Below are 19962 nucleotides of genomic sequence, written 5' to 3'. Positions count from 1 at the left end.
GCTAGTCGTACTTCAACACGCATGCGGTCGAGACACGAATGAACGAGCTTCCGAATTCTTTCACCGTTTCCAACCCCTGGGAGGCCAAGTGACGGCTATTCCCTATCCGGCGGATACCCGGGCCAAGGGCTGGCGCTTCGAGCTCGATTACGAGCGCATTCGCCAGTCCGATACGTGGGCGCTCGCGGTTCCGGAAATTCGCCCGTGGCTCCTCATGCTCTGGATGACTGCATGGGAACAGACGCCTTGCGGCAGCTTACCCGACGATGACGAACTGATCGCGGCACGTATTGGCATGGCGCTCGAGCACTTCCAGGAGATCAAGAAGCGCCTGATGCGCGGGTGGTGGCTTGCCGATGACGGTCGCTTGTACCACAACACGATGATCGAACGCGTGCTTGAAATGATCGATCGGCGTGATGGAGAGCGCATCCGTAAGGCGAATCAGCGCGCCAAGAAGGGGGCGGAGAGGGCGTCTGCCGGTGCTGATTCGGCTGCCGATTGTCCCAACGAGTCTGACAATGTCCATGACATGTCCCACGGGACAGGCGCGGGACAACCATCGGATTCCACCGGGACGGACGCTACCGGAACCGGAACCGGTAGTAAACCTAAACCCATAGGTTCTAGCGACGGCGATGGTGCTTCCTCGCAGGCGCGCGAAAGCCTTGGCGTGCTGACCGCCGTCGAGATCTCCGCGTCGTTGCGAGAGTGGGAGCGCGATCGCGGCAAGGCCGTGCGCAACCTCACGCCGAGCCAGCAGCAGGTGATCGACCTCGCCGCGGCAGGTCCGACTGCGCTTGAACTTCGCAAGGCATATGAGCTAGCGGTCGAAGATCGCGACAACGCGCACGATCCAGCGCCGATAAATGCCGGCTTCATTCGATCGAAGCTCGATCGCGTGCGTCGACCGCCACCGGCACGTGCATCACCTGGCGGTCAGCGCAGCTACCACGACGAACGCGAGGACGTACTCGCGAAGCTCACCGGCCGCAAGCCGGCCCATCAAACCGAAAACGGAGTCATCGATGTCGACGGCAACGCAAACCATCCCCGATAGGATTCCTGATCCGAAGTGGCCGGTGACGGCTATCCCGCAGCTCTGGGTTGAGGCGCTTTTCGAAGCGATGTCCGCGAACTACGGTGCGCGTTTTGCTGACCTCTGGCGTGGTACCGACATTGCGAAGGTAAAGCGGCATTGGGGCAATGAACTCGCGAAGCTGAGCCGCGAGCAGCTGAAAGCGGGCGTAGACCATCTGAGCGTGCTCGGTCGGGCGCCGACCGTTCCAGAGTTTCTCGCGCACTGCCGTCAGGCCCGTCTTGACGTTGCATCGTTGCAGCGGCCGAAGCTGGTAGACCGGCGAGAGTGTTCTCCGGAGGTTGTGGCGTCGAACATGGGGCGCATCCGCGAGATCGTCGCCGGTGTTGCTTCGCGGAAGGTGGCTAGATGACGCAGCAGTCCCTGATCGGTCAATCGCCCGTGGCACGTCGTGTTGAGTTCGTCGTGCCTGGCAAGCCGGTCGCAAAGGGCCGACCGCGCTTCTCTCGCCACAACGGCATCGTGCGGACGCATACGCCGGAGGAGGCCGTCTCAGCGATCGGCAGGCTGAGTTCCTTGACTACCTCTACGGCAGCTCATCGGGCACGATCAACTTCGATGGGCTGAACGGTGACGAAATCCGGGCTCAGTGCGCGATGGTCGTCGGATCTGTGCGCGATCACCTGCCGAAGCCGGAGCGCAATGCGGTTTGGCTCCGCTACGCCTGCGGGATGCCGGCGCGGCCCGCAAGCGCTACCCGTGCGGCAGACCCGGGAACCCCGCCGTCGGACGAGTGGAAGCGCGCTGTGGTCCAAATGCGGACGTATCTGCGGCCGTCGCTTACCGTGACGAGCAGCGACGCGATCATGGCGCTGATTGCGGGCCATTCGCAGACGCGTCTGTGCCAGGACGGGTTGTCGTATCGAGAAATCTCCGAGGAGACGCGCATCGCGGTTCGGACTTTGGAACGGAATGCGCAGACCATCCGGAAGCGCCTCGTCGATCTAGAGCAGCAGGCCGTGAAGCGGCTGACACCGCTCTTCGTGCGAAACAACGTGACGATCGCAGAGACCGTTGAGGCGTAAGCGATACACCGAAAAATCCCCTTGCAAATGTGGCGGATAGGGTGTAGATTTTCATCAGATTGCAGAGTTGCGACCAAAACCCGTCACGCGAAAGCTTGACGGGTTTTTTGTTATTTGCTTCTTGATTGTCTGGTCGACTGGTTACATCCTATCGCTTTCAGATTTACTTGAGGTCGAGGATGCGGGTCAGCGATATAGTAAAGAGACTTGAAAAGGAGCTTATTGGCGGCGTGGTTGAAATCGAGCTAGCGCGCCGGCAACTCGGGAAGATGCCACCGGATCCTGAATGGCCGATGACCGCGCTACGAGTCGTTGAGGATCGAAATCGACTTCCTGTCGTTAAGTGCTGTTACATGAGTCCTCAGTCACAGACCATTCTGCCCTTTTTCGCACCATGGGATGTGCTCCGCATTTATGAGCCAGCTGCAACGGTTTCTCGTGAGACTGACACTTTCAAGAAGGGAGATCGAGTGATGCTGAAGTCCGGCAGCTTGATCATGACGGTGATCGATGTTCACCCAGCGGGAATATCATGCGTGTGGCAACCGGAAATGCGACCGGCAGCAGAGTCCGAGCTGGTTAGTGCGATTGCTTTGCGCAAGGTCTAGTGGAAAGCTAGAACACGGTAGCGTTAGGGTAGGCGCCACTCGCTTGTAGTGACGTGTTGCGGAGCCCGCTGAGCCGACAAGCCAGCGGGCTTTTTCGTTACAGCTTTTGCAGACTAGCTTTCAACTCAATAATCGCGGCGCCGATAAACTTGCCCAGCTTCTCCCCTTGAAATTCGGGATCGGTGGCGTTCCACCAATTGGCAGGCGCAATAAGCGACCCGGATTGAATTGCGGCTTGGATTAATTCGATTGCTTTCGCTGCAGCAATTTCTTCGTGTTCAAAGTAGGCCATCGCATTCCCCATAGGTTGTGCCGGAAAGATCCAGCTCGATGATTCTACGCCGGTGGCAAGCCATTACCGAGCAGACTCGAATAAGATGCCTCGTCCGAAGCGAACCGATGTCGCGCACGTAGCTCACGTGCCTCGTCCTGCACCGCCTGATGCGCTGTTCGACGGCGCAAACTGGTTTCGCTACATCGCGCCAGCCGATGGCGTTGCCGAGTGGGTGAGTGAGACATTGCTGCGCGAAGGCGCGCCGCTGCACAACCCGGATCACGCGCACCTGGTCGATGCTGACGTCGCCTATCTCTGGGCGGCCGTCGAGAACGTGCGCCAGATGCGCCGCGTCGTCGGCCAGTGCGAAGAGGTGATGATCCGCGCCGGCGGCTGGCAGCGTGCCCGGCAGGAGCAGCAGCTCTGCGAGTGGTTCGGCCGCGTGCCTGCGTTCCTGATAACGCTCGACGCGCACTACGCACGAGAGTGCGGCGACCAGGAAAGGTGCGCACTCGTCGAGCACGAGCTGTATCACATCGGCCAGCGCGACGACGGTTTCGGCGCACCGGCCTTCACGAAGGACGGCATGCCGAAGCTCGGTATCCGCGGACACGACGTCGAAGAATTCGTGGGCATCGTCCGGCGCTACGGCGTGGCCGGAGGCGCGGGCGACACGGCGAAGCTCATCGCCGCGGCCCAGCGCGCGCCCGAGGTCGGTCACGTCGACATTGCGCGCGCCTGCGGTACTTGCATCCTGCGGGCCGCATAACCCGAACGTTTTCCCGTCATGGCAGCACTTCCCGAACCGATCAAGGTGTTCGTCACGCAGGCGCTCGCCTGTTTCGACACGCCGTCGCGCGCCGCGAAGGCGGTGCGCGAGGAGTTCGGTGTCGAGGTGTCGCCGCAGCAGTGCGAGCGGTACGACCCGACGAAGCGCGCCGGTTCGGCGCTCAGCAAGAAATATCGGGAGATCTTCGAGCGGACGAGGTCGGAGTTCCTGAGCGACACGTCGCGTATCGGCGTGTCGCATCGCGCCGTGCGTCTGCGGGCGCTTGATCGCGCCGTCGCGCTCGCCGAGCAGCGCGGCAATCTGCCGTTAATGGCGCAGCTGCTCGAGCAGGCGGCGAAAGAAGCTGGCGACGCGTTCACGAACCGCCGCCGCCTCGAACATACCGGGGAGGACGGCGGCCCAATCGTGAATAGGACGGTCGTCGTCGATGAAAAGCAGGTCGCAGACGCCGTCGCCAAACTCGAAGACGAGTATTGACCCCGCCATCGAGCGGGCCGTCCTAAAGGCGAAATGCGAGCGCGATCACCTGTTCTTCAGCCGGTACTTCTTCAAGCATCGGCAGTCGATCAAGTTCCGCGTCAACTGGCACCACATGCTCATCGCCGACGCGGTGCAGCGTGTGATCGACGGCAAGCTGAAGAATGTAGTCATCAACGTGCCGCCGGGCTCGTCGAAGACCGAGCTCGTTGCGATCAATCTGATCGCACGCGGTCTCGCGCTGAACCCGCGCGCCCGGTTCCTGCACATTTCGTACTCGGACGACCTTGCGCTGCTGAACAGCGAGGCGGCGCGCGACATCGTCGCATCCAGCGAATACCAAGCGCTTTGGCCTCTTGTCATCGCTGACGACGCGAAGTCGAAGAAGCGCTGGAACGTACTCGTCAATGGGAAGAAGGCCGGGGGCGTGTACGCGGTATCCCTCGGTGGCCAGATCACCGGCTTCCGTGCTGGCCACATGGCCGAAGGGTGGCAGGGCGCGATCGTCATCGACGACCCACTGAAGGTCGAGGACGCGTACAGCAAGACGAACCGAAACAAGGCGAACCGCAAACTGCTGTCGACCGTGAAGAGCCGTAAGGCGAATCCGGACACGCCGATCATCGTGATCATGCAGCGGCTCGCAGAGGAAGACCCGACGGGCTTCATCAAGTCCGGCAAGCTGCCCGGCGACTGGGAGTTCATCGAGATCCCGGCGCTGATCGCGGACGAGTACGTCGCGAAGCTGCAAGAACGGGAACGACATCGTGCCCGAGCTCCCGCTCGACTGGCACCACGCCGGCTCGATTCAGCAGATCGGGCGCCCGATGTTTCCATTCCCGAATGTGACGGACCACGCGATCACCCGCGTGATTTCGGCACTCGCGTCACAGCAGGCTGTATAGCCGCGGCCATCAGATCATCCCGGCGCTCCGCTTTTCCTTCCGGAGAAGGTGGCGCAGTTCCTGAAGCTTTCCATTCCCGCCACCAAGTTGACCGCGATCCTCGACATTCTTGTCGACGTAGTCGAACCACTCCTGAACCCGATCCAGCGATTTCCGTAGGGCAAGGATCTCGAGGATCAACCTGCGAACCTGAAGATCGGAGTACTCGCGCCACAGCCTGCGCAGCTCGGCATCGTTGGGGGCGTCGAACTCCGGTGTCCTTGCCTTGATCTTGAAGCGAGGATCCGTGAGCGGCACTCGATTGCGATCGATCCTGGTTGCCTCGATTGGCCAGCGAGGGCCGAGAAATGTCGACCTTTCGTCCTGATCGACCCAAAATTCAAATTCCTGCTTGGTGAGCTCGACAGGCGTCCTCAGGCGATTCTTGTCGCCTTCGAATCCGTACTCCCAGATTAAGCCCACTGCGGCTTGATCACGTCGCCATCACTGTATAAAAACACAGTACATTTTGAGATATGCTGGTTCCGTCAAGGGCAGAAAATGGGGAGGGGCGATGTGCACAAATTACCGGGCGCCGCACGAGGACTACGAAATCCGCGAACTGCGGATCGAGCCGTTCAGCGACCTGTACAGGGACTTTCCGTGGAAGCCTGAGATCTACCAGGACTATCTCGCGCCGATCGTTGCAAACGTCGACGGAAAGCTCAGACCATTGGGGGCAGGGTTCGGCTTCTGGCCGCGCGCGCTGCAGAAGGCGAACATCGAGAAGGCGAAGGAGCAGGGGCGGAAGCCGCCGATCATGCGCAGCACGATGAACGTGCGCGACGACAACCTCGGGAAGTCACCTCTGTACGGGCCCGCCTGACGCGCCGGTCGGCGCTGCCTGATCCCGGCCGACTGGATCTACGAACCGTGCTACGAGACGGGCAAAAATGTATGGCACCGGATCGGTCTCACCGATAGGCGAACGATGTGTGTCGCCGGCATCTGGCGGACGCTGCAGGGCCAGGACGGCGCCGCCCACCACGTGATGTCGATGATTACGGTCAGCGGTGAGGGGCACTCTATTTTTTCGCGGATGCACAAGCCCGACGATGAGAAGCGGGCTGTCGTGATCTTGCGACCGGACGACTGGGAAGAATGGCTGACAACATCGAACGTCGAGGCGGCACGGGCGATGCTGCAGCTGTACCCGGCCGAAGACATGGCCACAGAGCCGGCGTGAGCGAATTACGCCAGATCGTTAGCCAATCTTTCCCGCAATTGTGGAGCTGACTTTACCTATAAGCTTGGTTGTGCGCTCTCGATGTGCGGCCTCGTCCAGGGCACTCTTTTTGTCTCGCGCAATGATTAATACCGCCTCTTTCATGAGTTCGAAGTTAGCTAGGCAATCCTTCTCCGACAGCTCATGAATATGTTTGCTCAGAATGCCATACAACTGCGGGTTCTCGACCAAGAATTCCGGAAGGTGAGAGGCGACCAGTTCAATTTTCTCGAGCATCCGTGATTGGCGATATTTTTCCTCGTCCCAAGATGGTCCGGTCTGCGCCAATTTGTGGGCTTCTTCAACGAGCGATTCGAATACTCGACGGAGATAGATGTACGATCCAACGCCGACGCCGTGAGCAGCCAGTCCTATAGCCTTATTTAGCTCTCGCACTCGATCTTGCCCCAGTGCCTTCTCAAACTGCGATGTGTCCGGGATGGAAAGATCTGCCAGAGACGGAAACTGGCCGATTTTCTGTACGCTCTCGCCCCGAACGTGCAGAAATATGAACCGAGCAGTATGCTCAAATGATCTGGCACAGCGAGCTTCGATTTGGAAGTCTTCCACTTCAATCATAGGGCTTTTTATCCCCTCTCTGGCCGCCATTTCGGCTGTCATTTTGCGCCTCTTCGCTTCATCACTCGGAATTGGCGTGTATGTGGAGTGTGCGCGACAACCCGGACAATACATATCAAACGGCGCATCAGTCGTTGTTAGCGCGTGGATCGCACTAACTGTCGACTTTTCCTCATACTCAAATAGCGTCTCGTACAGTGGCGCTTCGACGAGCCACTTAGAAATTTTGCTCCGCGCATCCGTAAGGTTCAACTCGAATCCCCGTTAGTGTTCGTTGTGTGTGTCGCCCCCGGCCGTCGCCGGGCCGGCTTGCCGATTACGTCAGGTGCCGTACGAAAAATGGTATCGCGGGCAGTCTATTCACGCCAGAAGAATCACGTACGTGTCGTTCCGGAGTCGTTCATAACGTCCTGCGATTCGTCATGTTGCACGCGCTCCAGGCGCAGCCGCGGATGTGGATTTCTCTGCAACACGCGGGAACTGGCCTAAAGAACAGCCTTACCGTGAGTGTTTACGCGTTGGTTTTAGCGTAGGTTTTACGGCGATATGAGGCTTGGTATAGCAAATCGTTTCTTCGCAGATGGGAGTCGATGTGGTCGGCGCTGTTTTGCGTCGATGAGGAGCCCGCGAAGCCAAGTAGGGTGGCGGCCGGTGCCACGATCAGACGGCGAAGCCGCGCGTGCAATGCTGCAGCTGTACCAGCGGACGACATGGAGGCCGAGCCGGCGGGAGCCAAATGATGCGAATTTCTCTGGAAGATGAGGAATTTTCGCTACGCCAGACAAGGCTCTCGCGACACCACATATTCCAATGTTCCCGCCTAACACCATGAAATATAAGAAAAATGTATAAGGATTGTGATTCCTGTCGTCGTGGGTTCGAGTCCCATCAGTCACCCCAAAGAATTCCAAGCGGTATCAAGCAGTTAGAAACGGCACTGAGATTTTATCCAGTGCCGTTTTTGTTTTGGAATTCCACAAAATGGAATTCACAGCGCTTTACGATTTTGTTTCGGTCATACACGCGTGTGGTTGTCTGGATTCGCGTGAAGGTCGGGCAGCGCGCCGCGCTTGTCCTTATGCTGTGTCGCGTAATATGCGCACAGGTCATGGAACGTGAACCGGCCGGCAAATACTTTTTCCTCGGTTGCCTCGTTCAGCAACGTCCCCTGGAACCTTTTGACGCCATCGCGCGTGTAGCGCGTGCCGGACGTCATCATGATTTCGATCTGCTCGATTACCTCGCTGCGCCTCTTCCCACGCTTCACTTTAATGTGACCGGCCTGGCGGCCGACCTGCGGCCACGACAGGTCACTTCGGTTACGGCGCGATGAATGCGGCGTGAATCTGGTCGGTCACTGCGTGCAATTTGCTATTTACGACGTCACCGATGACGATCCAGAAGAGGACGCGAGCGGCTGCTTCACGGCGTCTCCTGCCGCGCGAAATTGCTGGATGTCCGATAGTTCAGATAGTTCTAACGCACAGTCGAGCAGTTTCTAAAACGTGAAACCAAAAAAATTGCCCGTTCGAGGCGGGCAGCACTGAAAGCAGTCCGGGAGCGGCCGGACATGGCGGCCACTGACTTATTGGCGCTTGTCGGTAGAGAGAGGGTGGGCGGCGATCGGCAGATCGCGATCGGGCAGCGGGGATTCGGCGGTTGCCCGTAAGTAACCCGGCAGGAAAGCGCGCGTCACGTATATCGTGGCGACGCCGAGGAAGATTCCGGCGACGACGTCGGCGAGATAGTGGCCGCCTTCCGTGGGCGTCGACAGGATCATCGCGATGTTCAGAACGCAAGCGGCAGGAAAAACCCGCCGGACATGCCGGAGACTCCATGCGAAACAGATTGCTAGTGCCGCATGGTACGACGGCATCGATACGAGCCCCTGCGCGTTCTCAAGGACGATCTGCCGTAGTTCGCCGGACCGAAGCAAGATGAAATCTGAAACCGTGTCGGCTGTCCCGGGCGCGTGAATTCCGAAGTGCAGATACGCGCTGCTGGCTGGGTAGAGCCAGCCAACCAATACCACAATGAGCCCCGAGATCGTGGCGTTCAGGACCAGCTCCGAGTAATCTTGCGATTTTCTGACAACAGCCAAAATAAACGGGATTGTCGCAAGCTGAATTAGTCCAGTTTCATACGCCACGTGCAATATGGTTTTTATGGTGGGATGTGCGCCGACCCACTTATATAGTACCTCCCACTCGAAACCGAAGTGTGAATCGAACCGTAGCAACGCCGTGTCGACCAGCGGGTGCCCAGCGCTTACGGTCAGGTATTGCAGTACCAGAGCGGCGTCGGTGAACGCACAGAAGGCACCGATCCACCACAGCACGATGGCGATTTCACGGTAGAAGATGGTCCGCGATTCAGACCGATTACGGAATGCCCGCGAGACCATCCACAGTAGAGTGCCAAGCAACATGGCTAGCACTATTCCGACGCCCTTTTTTGCGATAGTAGAAATAGGCACGGATATTCCGGCTGCTGGGAGCCAGAATAAATCTATCAGTGCGAGTATGCCGTTGATAGCCCATAGGGCGGCATATGGTCGGCTCCGCGTTTTATCGTGGTTTGTCATTATCTTGTCGATCGAGCAATACGTCATCGCCCATACCTGGACGGCAGGTGCGTGGCGATCGAACACGGCGCTACCGCGATCTTTTCTCTGCAGTGGGTGCAGTCGATCGAGGCAACATCGCAGTCGTCCGATGGCTTTGGCCCGTGGCCAAACGCCGACCCGTCCTCACCGATCTACCACATTGCTCGCGATCCCCGCCTGTACCGTTCGAGTATTTCGAAAAACCACCCACGACCACAAAGCGCCGCCAGCCACTTTGGCGACGAACTGCAATGCAGCGATCGTCGGGAACACCGTCCCGAACGCAATCAGCGGAAAGATGATGGAGTCGACAGCCGCCCCCGCGACATTCGCGCCATTTGCACGCGCCAGTATCGGGAAACGACGTGCGAGTTGAAACACGATCGCGCTCGCCACGGCTGCCGAACCAAACGCCACCAGAGACGCGAGGGCGATTTCCTTGGCGGCGGGATTGAGCGCGTAACTGACGACGCCGGCGGCTGCGATCAACGCAAACATCCGTGACCAAAGCGCGCGGCCGCGCCAGTCCAGATGGAGCCGGTCTCGAATCGCGAGATCGAGTCCGATCAGAAGGAACGCGATGATCGGGGTAGCAGCCGGTCCGAAATGAGCGACCATCAGGTTAGCGACAGCGACCGCTGCGATATAGATCAGGACGTACATGATTCCCCTGTGATTAAGAGTGCGCGCGGCGTCGATTCGGAGCCGAAGTTTGCCATACATGGCCAATGAAACGGACGGGCACTCCGCTACGCGCAAGCCGGGTCGAACGGCGAACGATTGACGGAAAGCAGGGTTGGGCATGACAGGATATCGTCATTGTGTAGCAGGTTTTCATCAAACCATCTTTGCCGCGAGATCGTATGGCCGTATCCGGTCGACGTGATGTCGCGCAGTTTCCTTTCCCGATTAAGGTTCTCGCTCCCCGTGCCGTTATCTTCCCTGGACAGCCCTCGTGCCTCGAATGCTGATCCGTTTTCTTGCCTGCTCGCGTTCAGCGTGAGCAGGCTTTTTTCGTTTATGGCCGCCCTTTATCGCCTGAATGGCCGAATGAGACAGGGACTTGGCGTGAACCGACAATGTGCAACAATCTTACATTGGTGTAATGTATCGACTTCCTCGTGCCCTCATGCTTTGCAGGGCCGTTCGATCCCGACAACCCATGAAGGTGTCGGGATTTTTTTTTGCCGGCATCCCGTTGCGCTGGCAACGAGTTGCAGCGACGCCCGGCAGGCACGCGCTGACGCGATCGCGTCAGACGTGAAGGAGGCGAACGCCCACGAACGTCACGAGCCAGTGTGTGGCGACGGCGCATGCAAGGTACGCGACGATCACGTGCGGCGGGCGACGCCGTGAAAACAGATAGGCGCCGAGCACCGCGAACAGGATGGGCGGGCCGAACAGATACGCGAACAGGTCGACGGTGGCGTGGATCGTTGCTGCGCACGCATCTACGCCGCCACCGCAGGAACCGGCCGGCGGTATGCACAACCGATCGAACGCGATACACAGGCGGCTGTCGATCGTGGCCCACGCGATCACGCTGATGACGCCCGCGATTGCAAATCTGATCGTTCCCAACACACGTCGCATTGTTTGAATTCCCCAAGGTTTGTGTACCCGTGGTTCCGGGTTGGGCCGACAAGTATGGTTCGAGCGCGGCGCCGTCGATTTTTGCATGCGTGCAACGCGCGGTATATTTTGCGACGAGACGTCCCGATCAAGACAACAAGCGGAAGGAGTGACCACCGATGCCGGAAACCCGGGCCACGCTGCGCGCCGCGACAGCGCAAGACGCCAACCACATCGCTCGCCTGCACACGCTGAGCTGGCAAACCGCGTACAGCCATATCCTGCCGGTGGCCTACCTGTCCGACGAGGTGCCGACGGAACACGCGATCCGGTGGCGGCAATATCTCGATCGCAATGAAACAGAGTGGGGCCTCGTGCTGATCGCCGAGGTGGACGGCGAGCCCGTGGGCATCGTCAGTGCCGAGCGTCCCGTCGATCCGGCGCTGGGCGTGCTGCTCGATTGCCTGCACGTCCATCCTTCTCATCACGGAAGCGGCACGGGCAAGCGCATGATCGAAGCCGTTCGGGCGTGGGCGCGCGGGCTCGGCGTGGACAGGGTCCACCTGAAGGTGCTGGAGGGCAACGAACGGGCGATCGGTTTCTATGAACACAACGGCTGGCAACTGGCGGGTATCGAAACGAGCCGCATCGGCCAGACGGAGGTCACCGACCGGATCTACGCGATACCGGCGTAGCGGCCTGGCGACATTCGGGCGAACGGTCGCATGACGTTCGGCCATTGCCGGGCGAAGGCCAAACGTACTCCAGCGCTACTCGCTGCAGTACCGCACGAGCAAATCGGCTTCCGTCTCATGCACCTCGACGGGCAGGGTCGTTGCGCCCGCATAGGCGAGATAGCGCGCGCGATGCTGGCCGTTGCGGAACGACGCCACGCCGACTTTCGACAGGCCGGGGATGCCGAGCAGCGTGCGCGTTCTCGTCTCGCGAAATGTGATGTACGGCATGTCGGGAATCCTGTCCTGGTCCGGATCGAGGAATTCGCGAATGCCCGCGGCCTTTCCGGGGGCCCAGTACAGCACTGACGGCAACACGTAGTCCGTCGTGTCTCGGTCGGCGCATGTCAGCAGTTTCTTCAGGTCGATCGTCACGACCCGGTGTCGCGTATCGTCGGACGAGAATACCCGCTTGAGGTGCGTATAGGCATAGGGGGCGTGCCCGGGGAGCTGGACAATCCAGACTTCTACGCCATTCTGTTGTGCGTGGGCGAGTGCCATTACCATTACTTCCTCTGGTGCTGCAAGCGGTCGTCTTTGTTGAAGTTTAGCAGCGCGATTGCGGCGGGGAAGCAGGGCAATACCCGCAACCGGAAAGCGGAGCGATTCGCAGCAGAACCTGAACCGCGAATGAAAGCGCGGAGAGGAAGGGTGGAAAAATCGAATGCGGTCTTGTGTCGGCGATCGATATCGACAGGTCACGGGAATGTCGCGATACTGCCAGCGGGAATGACGCACCGCGCGAGTTTCACTCGGGATTCACGCGGCGTCGCGAAACCCGGGATGCACGAATCATCATAAGAACAGAGAGGGCAGATTGACCGGAGAAAACCATGCCGTCGAAACTTGAGATCGAGTATCTCGATTACTGTTTCACCGCAACGCTCGAAATCAGGGAGTCCGGTCGGACAGGCGTTGTCGATTGGCGTCTCGAATCCGCTGCGCGAAGCAAGACGCTTGCGTGGATCGTGTTCGACCGCTTTCTCGAGCGGCATGATTTCGCCGATGAAGAAGAGGCGCGTGCCAATATCGTCGACTGGCTGGAGCGGTTGGCCGATCCGAGATCCGGCGCGTCGGTCGAAATAGCGAAGGCGAACGCGGTTGCTGCTGGCGCGGTGGCGACGGGCGCATCGGCCGCATCGACCGAGTCGACTGCGGAAATCGTCGGCGAAACTGTCATGGACGTCGCCAGCGATCTCGACTGGATCGAGATGGTTGCGGAATGGCTTTTCAGCTGACTGTCACGACGGCGAAACCCGATTGTCATGACGCAAGTTCCTGGGTTCGCGAAACCCGGTTTCAAAAAAATCGGTAGAGAAAAATGAAGTCTGAATCGTGCCGCTAGAAAAAATAGAATGATCCTGCTTTGACAACACTTGCTACTTACCGGAAACTGGCCCCGGGCCTCAAATCATTCGCTTGAATTAAAACAAAATAAAATTCCGGACATGAAAAGAAGAACGCTACTGGCGGCGGGCGCGATCATTGTCGCTGCCGGCCTGACAGGCTGCACCGCCATGCTGTTCGAAGACGGCAGGTATGAAGAGACAGTCGACCGATTCCTTGTCAGCGAGGACGGCAAGAAATTCGTCGTGCTCGGCAAGAAATATCACTACATCTTCGATATGCCCGAGCATCTCGGCGCTGTGCTGGCATCGCCTTACCGCAAATCGATCAAGGCGGCGCTCTATGGGTTCGTCGCGCAGGGCAGCAAGATCTCGGGCAAGTTCTCGCTGCGGCTCCCCCGCAATGGCATGACCGACGAGGATTGGGATCGCGCGCAGGAGGACGGCTTCACGAAGCTCGGAAGCAGAGATCTGGAGATGAATGGTGTGCTGGACGGATCGCGCTATCTGGCCGATGGTTTTGCGCAAGGCAAGACGTGGTCGTCGTTTGAGCATTCGTACAGGATCCAGGTCACCGATCGCATTACCACGGCAGGCAAGGCCGTGCGCTTGCTCGCGACACCTGTCACGCTCGCGGCCGACGGCGTGATGATGGTCGGGGCAGTGGTGCTGTCGCCCGTCATCGTGGTGATGCTCGCGCCGGTCGCGGGCGTTGCGCTCGGACCGTGACGCGATTCGCGCGGCACGCACGCGGTCCGGTTGCCGCGGCATTGTCACCAAAGGGTGAGTTGGCGCACAGATCGTTGCGCGGCCCGCGCTCACAATTTGGCCGGTTGACCGTTCTTCCCCGGCCCGGTCAACCGTTTCCCCGCTCGCTCGCGCAGGAGCGGGGGCTTTTTGCCCGTCCGACGCCGGAAGGCTGCGTCGGCGGAACCGGACAGGCGTTCGGCGGGTGGCGTAATCGCATCGGTTGCGCGCCCTGGCATCCGATCGCCTGATCCGTACGAATCGCTTTCCTCGTGCCTGAGCGAACCCTCAGGCCCATCGCCGGTTTCGGCCGGTGATGCCTTGGTCCCGGCGGCGCGCAACCCTGCCGCCGGGATGTTTTTTGCGCCGGATGCGCCGGATGCGTTGCATCACGTCGCGCGCAGCGGGCACGTCCCCCCGCTCAGCGAGCCTGTTCGACGCTGGTTTCCCAGCCGTCGTATTCCCCTCCGAACGAACGTACCTCGTGATTGATCGCGACTGTATGGCGCGTGATGTCGGCCAGTGCCATGGTGCCTTCGTGCGAAAACCGTACGGCCGACTTGCCGTCTTCGGTGGGCGCAACCGATTCGACCGGATAGCCTTTCGCTTCCGCCCAGTCTGCGAACTGATGCGCGTCGCTTTGGTCGGGGAAGTACGCCCAGTGCATCACGCGCCGGCTGACGTCGCTGGCGTCGCCTTTCTTCCGCAATTCATCCAGCACGCGCATGTCGCGCATGATCTGCCAGTCGTCGTCGGTCGGGTAGAGCGTTTGCCAGTAGGCTTCCTTGTCCGGATCGTCCTGGTGCGCGTACTGAAGGGCATAGGTCGTCTGATCGGCCAGTGCGTCGACGATCTCCGCCGCTGCCGCGTCGTCGAACGGCACGTAGAAGAGGAAATCCCGATGGCCGTCGACGGTGATGCGGCCAACCTGCATGCCACCTTTCGCGGTGATCGTGGCGTCCAGCAGATCCTCGATCGTCGCGAGCGCGGCGAATTCGTCGCCGGCCGGCAGGCCTTCCGGCGTCGGATGCGCAAAGGGGACGCGCACGCTGAGCAGCGACGCGCGCGGATCGCCTTCCGCGATTTCCGCAAAGCTGTGGTTGAAGCTGATGAAAGCCTGATGGTCGCCCATTCTGGCAGGGAAGGTTCCCCAGGCGTCGGTCATGTGTTTCTCCCGTGCACGATTGTCTGTTGACGGTTGCAAAGCGTCCCAATGTATCATCGAAAATCGCGTTGGCCGGAGAAGCGCACATGATCGCGAGTCTGGGCATCCTGGTGCCGGTCGAATACGACGGCTTTCGGGCGGTGGTGGATTTCTATCGTGTGGCGCTCGCGCTGCCGGTGCATTCCGATGGCGTGTCGGTAGCGGGGAATCCGTGGCATCGCTTCGTCGTCGGCGGAGCGACGCTGACCGTTCATACGGGCCGCGCTGGCGAGTTTCCGTATCCGGAGTTTCGACCGACCGGCCATGGCATTGCGCTGGCCATCGAAGTGGCGCAAGTCTCGGAAGTCGTCGCGCGGCTCGAGTCGTGCCGCGTCAGTATCCTGAACGAGTGGGACTACGGCGACGGTACGATCGCGATTTCCGTGGCGGATCCGGCAGGAAACGTCTGCGAGATCTGGGGCTGTCCGTGACCCGTACCGGGACGGCGGGCCGAAAAAAATTCGAAGGAGATGCCGATGTCGATGTTTGCGGTGAATGGCGTGAGAATCGATCCGCTCAGCGCGCGCGTGACGCACGTGCGCTGGGCGGCCGTGAATCCGGCCGACCGGTCGTGGGCGGCGGCGCCCAGCGAGGCGCCGGTGGCGGACGTGGCGCGCGCGCTCGCGTCCGGCAACGATGTCCGCGCAATCTTCTCGGCATCGGACGCCACCGCGATCGGGCCCAGGCTCAAACGCGTGCAGTATCGCGATGCATCGGAAGGCATCGAGCTCGACATCGATGCAACGAGCGAGTCGCGCACGTTGCGCGATCTGCCGCAAATCTGACCGGCGCGGCGCGCGCCGGCGATAGCGGGTGCCGCCGCATGGCTGGCGGTACCTGGCCGAACGGCCGCGCGCACGACGTCGATCGCGAGGAGTAGTATTGGATGACCGTCATGCCGGGTTGACGGTTGCGCCGAACGGTTTGACGGGCCACGCGATCTTCAGCGAGCCGGTTACCGGAAGCGAATATCGCATACGCGTACGAGACCATGTCCAGATCGCTCATCGCCCCGTTGGCATCCGCACTTTGTCTGGCGCTGTCGGCTTGCCAGACCGCGTCCGAGCCGCCTTTGCTGCCGTCGCCCGACACCGCGTCGACAGCGGCAGCCGTTCCGGCATCGTCGCCGGCCGCGCCGATTCGCGGCATCGGCCTGGCGCCTCATCTGGCAGGGCAGAGTCACTGGGCCACCGGTCAATGCACGAGCAACGGTACCGTCAAGGTGTGCAACTAAACATGACCGATGCCGACGGAGCGCTGCCCGTTCCGCGCGGACGCAAGCGTGTTGGCGTGCGTCGATACGTACTGTCCTCGATCGCGTCCGCTGCGTGGCGACAAGCCGCCCGTCGCGGCGCGTCGATAGGGTGTCCGACCTCGATGACCCGGTTGCCGTCGATGTGAGCGATCGGGCGATGAACGACGAACGCGAAACCGCCGATTCCGGCTGGCATGTCGATCCCGTCGCGGGAACGGTCGCCGGCCAGTTGCCGGTGACGCTGGCGGTCGACAGCCGGAGCCTGCAAAAAAGGGCGATCGCGTGCGCGGTGCTCGCCGCGGCGGGCCTATGCGGTTATGCGGCCGCGCCGGCGCTCTGGCCGGTGGCGGCGCTGGCCGTGTTGCTGGCGCTGGCGGGTGTTGCCTTCTTCGTGTCGTCGCGGCGCAGGATGGCGCTGCAGGTCGACGAGACGGGCTTCAGGCTGATCGGGGCCGTACGCGAACAACCCGTCACGCGATGGCGCGACGTCACCGAATTCCGGATCATCAGCGTCGCCGGTAATCGTTACATCGGCTACCAGTTCTCGGCGCATTCGTCGCGCACCAGGGTGCCGGGCGGCGTGATGCTGCCGATCTCCCGGTTTGCCGATCTTCCGCTCGATGCAGTGGCCGGATTGCTGGAGGCGTGCCGTCGGCAGTTCGGTATGCCGGACAACGAGGCCGACCGAACGGGCCGATGACGCCCGACACGGGGAGCCCGCGGCCCGGATACGCGAGAAAACAAAAAATGTCGGGCGCCGTGTCGATTTCGACCGGGTTCGTCCGTCGTAGCATCGGAGGCGTGCGCATCGCGCGTCCGTCCCGATTCCGATACGACAACCGCCCGAAGGAGCGACACCCATGTCCACGTCCGTCAAACCGATCCCGGAAGGGATGCGCACGCTGACACCGCATCTGATCTGCGCCGGCGCAGCAGCAGCCATCGACTTCTACAAGCGCGCGTTCAATGCGAGCGAACAGTTTCGCCTGACGATGCCCGACGGCCGGCTCGCGCACGCGTGCCTCGTGATCGGCGATTCGACACTGATGCTGGTGGATGAAATGCCCGATCACGGCGCACTCGGGCCGAAGGCCCTGAAAGGCACGCCGGTCTGCCTGCACCTGTACGTGCCGGACACCGACGCGGCGATCGCGAAGGCGGTCGCGGCTGGCGCGACGGTCACGATTCCGGCTGCCGACATGTTCTGGGGCGATCGCTACGGACAGGTCGAGGATCCGTTCGGGCATCGCTGGTCGCTCGCGACGCACCAGCGCGACCTGACGCCCGAGCAGATCGCCGAGGCGATGGCCAGCGCGCCGCCGTGCGGAAGCTGACGCAGCCACGCAACCGCAGTTGAACGGCCGGGCGGCGGCATGCGCCCGCGCTCGGCCAGGATCGATGCAGATGCGTTGGGAAGCGGGCGCCATGAGCCCGCGTTTTGCCCCGATGCGCAATGCGATGCGCGGCGCCTCAAGGTGCCCGGCGCCGTGCCGTAAACAGGGCGAGACCAATCGTTCATCGCTTCCCATCGCACCATGGTTCGAATTCTGTACGCAGGCTATCTCGCGTTTGCGCTGTATCTCCTTTATCCGATGGTTCAGAACACGCTGGCATTCGGCATCGTATGTGCGGGCAGCGCGCTGCCGGGCGGCGCCAGCGGCTTGTCGACGACTTCGGCAAGCGGTGTGAGCGGACAGGCGAATCGCTGTGCGCCGACGACGCAAGCCGGCGTCGCGGCGGGGCGGACGCCCGACATCCACTGAGCGCGACGGTGTCGCTCCGGACGTGCGATACGCGAGGCGGCGCGCTGGCCATTCGGCTGAATTGCACATCGCGTCATGCTCGCCGATCATCTGCAACACGGTCGAGCGAATGCGGCAGGGCGCCGCGCTGTGTGCGTCAGTAGCTGGAGCGGTACGGCGTGCCCTGGTCGAAGCGGCTTTGCCAGTGCGTGAGGTAGCGCGACGCGAGTTGCGGGTTGTTCCACACCACGACGACGTTCTCGGAATTGCGGCTGGCCGCCGACGCGCTGTAGTTGAACGAGCCGGTTTCGACGTGCTCGGCGTCGATCACGAGGTATTTGTCGTGATGGATCGCATAGGCATCGATCGTGCGCGTCGGGATCCCTGCGTTGACGAGCAGGTTCAACGCCTGCTTGCTGCTCTTCGCGCGGTTGCCCTTGTCGTCGACGACCACCGCGACATTCACGCCGCGTCGCTTGGCGGCGAGCAATGCGCGCGTGACGGGTGGCGACGTGAACGAATAGGCGGCGACGCGGATCGAGCTGCGCGCGGCGCCGATCGCTTTCAGCACGAGCGCTTCGGCACCGCCGTCGGGCGAAAACGCCGATTCGACGACCTGTGTCGCGGGGGCTTCGTGAGTGGGGGCCGGCAGCCATCGCGACACGAAGTCGATCGCCTGCTGGAGCAGCGATTCACTTTGCGTCTTGCCGAAGGCGGCGAACGGTGTGGCGAGCAGGGAAGCGGCGAGGCAGGCAGCGGCGAGGCGATTGCGCGACAACATCTTGGACAGCGAACAATTTCGAGACAGCGGGCCGTGAGTGTAACGCAGACGTGGCGGCCCGGTCACGTGCGGATGAGACGAGATGACTCGTCGAGATGGCCTGCGATGTCAGAAGCGGCGACGCAAAGTTGCGTTGCGCGGGATCCGTGTGCGCGCTCGCGGTGAGCAGCGGATCGGCGCGATCGCGGCGCGCGAATGCACGTGCGGTGGTGGCGGGATGGCGTCGTGCAGGCCATGCGTGCGTGCAGCCGGGTGGGCTCGATGCAGCCCACGACGGCAGCGCAAACGCAACGAACGATCCGTGTGCGTCACGCGTTCACGCATGGCTGTACGACGCAGCGTCAATCCTCGGCAGCGGGCGCTCCGGCTGCCTCGGCCGCGATCCACCCGGGGCCGCGCTCCAGCTGCACGTCGCGTGCGTCGAGCGGCTCGCCGCACGCCGAGCATACGGTGACCGCATGCATCAGATGGCCGCAAGTGCGGTGGCGCAACTGCACCGGCGGCCCCCGGCCGTCGTCTTTCCAGCGGTCGCCCCACGCCGTCATCGCGAGCAGGGTCGGGTAGAGGTCGAGGCCCTTGTCCGTCAGCCGGTATTCGAAACGCGGCGGTCGCTCCTGATACGCGCGCTTGACCAGCACGCCTTCGTCGACGAGTCGCGCGAGCCGCTCGGCCAGCACGTGGCGCGTGAGGCCAAGCTGGGTCTGGAACGCGTCGAAACGGCGGCAGCCGACGAACGCGTTGCGGAGGATCAGCATGGTCCAGCGGTCGCCGAGCACAGCGAGCGTACGTGCGATCGAACAGTTCAGCGTGCCGATGTCATCCCATTTCATCGTCGAGTCTCTTGCGGCGGTTCAGCGAAATAGCGGGTTCGATTATAGAACCCGTCTTCGGTTGCAACGGGCCCGGCCGCGTTGACAACGGCCACCATCGTTGTCAATAATGGGTTCCAATTTGG

25 protein-coding genes and 2 pseudogenes are annotated in these 19962 nt (G+C 61.4%); 17 read left to right on the top strand and 10 right to left on the bottom strand.

Going from position 1 to position 19962, the window contains the following annotated elements; all coding sequences use genetic code 11:
• The first annotated feature begins 88 nt into the window (after window positions 1–88).
• From G3N61_RS05560 to G3N61_RS05550, 4 genes and pseudogenes are all read left to right on the top strand, one after another.
• The gene (locus tag G3N61_RS05560; RefSeq protein ID WP_205821810.1) at window positions 89–1060 is read left to right on the top strand and encodes a hypothetical protein; all 972 of its coding nucleotides are present in this window, start codon (window positions 89–91) and stop codon (window positions 1058–1060) included.
• Window positions 1029–1451 carry a hypothetical protein gene (locus G3N61_RS05555; protein ID WP_205821809.1) on the top strand — a complete coding sequence of 141 codons (423 nt, stop codon included), beginning with the start codon at window positions 1029–1031 and terminating at the stop codon, window positions 1449–1451. Before G3N61_RS05560 ends, G3N61_RS05555 begins: the two co-directional genes overlap by 32 nt.
• Window positions 1448–1582 (top strand): annotated as a pseudogene (locus tag G3N61_RS40240) (RusA family crossover junction endodeoxyribonuclease); the annotation flags it as partial. The gene G3N61_RS05555 and the pseudogene G3N61_RS40240, both read left to right, overlap by 4 nt.
• A gap of 113 nt (window positions 1583–1695) precedes the next feature.
• Window positions 1696–2124, top strand: a complete 429-nt coding sequence (locus G3N61_RS05550) for a hypothetical protein (RefSeq protein WP_205821808.1) — start codon at window positions 1696–1698, stop codon at window positions 2122–2124.
• A gap of 705 nt (window positions 2125–2829) precedes the next feature.
• On the opposite strand, the gene G3N61_RS05545 is transcribed toward G3N61_RS05550, so the two are convergent.
• Window positions 2830–3024: a hypothetical protein gene (locus G3N61_RS05545; RefSeq protein WP_205821807.1), complete on the bottom strand. Its 195-nt coding sequence runs from the start codon at window positions 3022–3024 to the stop codon at window positions 2830–2832.
• Window positions 3025–3109: 85 nt separating this feature from the next.
• On the opposite strand from G3N61_RS05545, the gene G3N61_RS05540 reads away from it, so the two are divergent.
• From G3N61_RS05540 to G3N61_RS05525, 4 genes and pseudogenes are all read left to right on the top strand, one after another.
• Window positions 3110–3775, top strand: coding sequence for a putative metallopeptidase (locus tag G3N61_RS05540; protein WP_205821846.1), 666 nt, complete (start codon window positions 3110–3112; stop codon window positions 3773–3775).
• 18 nt (window positions 3776–3793) lie between these two features.
• Complete coding sequence (locus G3N61_RS05535) at window positions 3794–4273, top strand: DUF2280 domain-containing protein (RefSeq protein ID WP_205821806.1); 480 nt, start codon at window positions 3794–3796, stop codon at window positions 4271–4273.
• A complete protein-coding gene (locus G3N61_RS05530; protein ID WP_241017602.1) occupies window positions 4224–5447 on the top strand; it encodes a hypothetical protein in 1224 nt (407 codons plus the stop codon). The genes G3N61_RS05535 and G3N61_RS05530 overlap by 50 nt, the downstream gene beginning before the upstream one ends.
• A 284-nt stretch (window positions 5448–5731) precedes the next feature.
• Window positions 5732–6403: pseudogene (locus tag G3N61_RS05525) on the top strand (SOS response-associated peptidase family protein).
• A gap of 18 nt (window positions 6404–6421) precedes the next feature.
• Here G3N61_RS05525 and G3N61_RS05520 read toward each other — a convergent pair.
• The 5 genes from G3N61_RS05520 to G3N61_RS05500 all read right to left on the bottom strand — a co-directional run bounded on the left by G3N61_RS05520 (window position 6422) and on the right by G3N61_RS05500 (window position 11306).
• Window positions 6422–7063 (bottom strand): hypothetical protein, encoded by a 642-nt coding sequence (locus tag G3N61_RS05520; RefSeq protein ID WP_205821805.1) that lies wholly within the window; start codon window positions 7061–7063, stop codon window positions 6422–6424.
• Window positions 7064–8036: 973 nt separating this feature from the next.
• On the bottom strand, window positions 8037–8240 hold the full coding sequence (locus G3N61_RS05515) for an integrase (protein WP_241017601.1): 204 nt from the start codon (window positions 8238–8240) through the stop codon (window positions 8037–8039).
• A gap of 366 nt (window positions 8241–8606) precedes the next feature.
• Window positions 8607–9449, bottom strand: a complete 843-nt coding sequence (locus tag G3N61_RS05510; RefSeq protein ID WP_205821804.1) for a phosphatase PAP2 family protein — start codon at window positions 9447–9449, stop codon at window positions 8607–8609.
• A gap of 321 nt (window positions 9450–9770) precedes the next feature.
• A complete protein-coding gene (locus tag G3N61_RS05505; RefSeq protein WP_241017600.1) occupies window positions 9771–10430 on the bottom strand; it encodes a VUT family protein in 660 nt (219 codons plus the stop codon).
• A 450-nt stretch (window positions 10431–10880) separates the two neighbouring features.
• Window positions 10881–11306, bottom strand: a complete 426-nt coding sequence (locus G3N61_RS05500; RefSeq protein WP_241017599.1) for a hypothetical protein — start codon at window positions 11304–11306, stop codon at window positions 10881–10883.
• A 71-nt stretch (window positions 11307–11377) separates the two neighbouring features.
• On the opposite strand from G3N61_RS05500, the gene G3N61_RS05495 reads away from it, so the two are divergent.
• Window positions 11378–11893 (top strand): GNAT family N-acetyltransferase, encoded by a 516-nt coding sequence (locus G3N61_RS05495; RefSeq protein WP_205821803.1) that lies wholly within the window; start codon window positions 11378–11380, stop codon window positions 11891–11893.
• Window positions 11894–11968: 75 nt separating this feature from the next.
• Here G3N61_RS05495 and G3N61_RS05490 read toward each other — a convergent pair whose 3' ends face one another.
• Entirely contained in the window at window positions 11969–12433 is a 465-nt protein-coding gene (locus G3N61_RS05490) for a hypothetical protein (RefSeq protein WP_205821802.1), read from the bottom strand.
• A 332-nt stretch (window positions 12434–12765) separates the two neighbouring features.
• On the opposite strand from G3N61_RS05490, the gene G3N61_RS05485 reads away from it, so the two are divergent.
• Together G3N61_RS05485 and G3N61_RS05480 are read left to right on the top strand one after the other, a co-directional pair.
• Window positions 12766–13170, top strand: coding sequence for a hypothetical protein (locus tag G3N61_RS05485; RefSeq protein WP_205821801.1), 405 nt, complete (start codon window positions 12766–12768; stop codon window positions 13168–13170).
• A 210-nt stretch (window positions 13171–13380) separates the two neighbouring features.
• Window positions 13381–14007, top strand: a complete 627-nt coding sequence (locus G3N61_RS05480; protein WP_205821800.1) for a hypothetical protein — start codon at window positions 13381–13383, stop codon at window positions 14005–14007.
• 439 nt (window positions 14008–14446) lie between these two features.
• On the opposite strand, the gene G3N61_RS05475 is transcribed toward G3N61_RS05480, so the two are convergent.
• Window positions 14447–15190, bottom strand: coding sequence for a DUF695 domain-containing protein (locus G3N61_RS05475; protein ID WP_205821799.1), 744 nt, complete (start codon window positions 15188–15190; stop codon window positions 14447–14449).
• Between the two features lie 26 nt (window positions 15191–15216).
• Between G3N61_RS05475 and G3N61_RS05470 the strand changes: the two genes are divergently transcribed.
• From G3N61_RS05470 to G3N61_RS05450, 6 genes are all read left to right on the top strand, one after another.
• Window positions 15217–15660 (top strand): VOC family protein, encoded by a 444-nt coding sequence (locus tag G3N61_RS05470; RefSeq protein ID WP_205821798.1) that lies wholly within the window; start codon window positions 15217–15219, stop codon window positions 15658–15660.
• A gap of 45 nt (window positions 15661–15705) precedes the next feature.
• Window positions 15706–16014, top strand: a complete 309-nt coding sequence (locus G3N61_RS05465) for a hypothetical protein (RefSeq protein WP_043183156.1) — start codon at window positions 15706–15708, stop codon at window positions 16012–16014.
• Between the two features lie 206 nt (window positions 16015–16220).
• A complete protein-coding gene (locus G3N61_RS40235; RefSeq protein ID WP_043182706.1) occupies window positions 16221–16463 on the top strand; it encodes a hypothetical protein in 243 nt (80 codons plus the stop codon).
• Between the two features lie 178 nt (window positions 16464–16641).
• Window positions 16642–17184, top strand: a complete 543-nt coding sequence (locus G3N61_RS05460; protein WP_205821843.1) for an aspartyl-tRNA synthetase — start codon at window positions 16642–16644, stop codon at window positions 17182–17184.
• 160 nt (window positions 17185–17344) lie between these two features.
• The gene (locus G3N61_RS05455; RefSeq protein WP_043182707.1) at window positions 17345–17818 is read left to right on the top strand and encodes a VOC family protein; all 474 of its coding nucleotides are present in this window, start codon (window positions 17345–17347) and stop codon (window positions 17816–17818) included.
• A gap of 201 nt (window positions 17819–18019) precedes the next feature.
• Window positions 18020–18247 (top strand): hypothetical protein, encoded by a 228-nt coding sequence (locus tag G3N61_RS05450; protein ID WP_089450413.1) that lies wholly within the window; start codon window positions 18020–18022, stop codon window positions 18245–18247.
• A 136-nt stretch (window positions 18248–18383) separates the two neighbouring features.
• On the opposite strand, the gene G3N61_RS05445 is transcribed toward G3N61_RS05450, so the two are convergent.
• Both G3N61_RS05445 and G3N61_RS05440 read right to left on the bottom strand, forming a co-directional pair.
• Window positions 18384–19007, bottom strand: a complete 624-nt coding sequence (locus tag G3N61_RS05445) for a phospholipase D family protein (RefSeq protein ID WP_011351878.1) — start codon at window positions 19005–19007, stop codon at window positions 18384–18386.
• Window positions 19008–19348: 341 nt separating this feature from the next.
• Complete coding sequence (locus tag G3N61_RS05440) at window positions 19349–19837, bottom strand: helix-turn-helix domain-containing protein (RefSeq protein ID WP_089450414.1); 489 nt, start codon at window positions 19835–19837, stop codon at window positions 19349–19351.
• Window positions 19838–19962 lie beyond the last annotated feature (125 nt).

The sequence above is a fragment of the Burkholderia sp. Ac-20349 genome, from assembly GCF_017104865.1.
GTDB classification, from domain to species: domain Bacteria; phylum Pseudomonadota; class Gammaproteobacteria; order Burkholderiales; family Burkholderiaceae; genus Burkholderia; species Burkholderia aenigmatica.
Note: the sequence above shows the minus strand (reverse complement) of the source record. Positions and strands in the feature narration are given on the sequence as shown.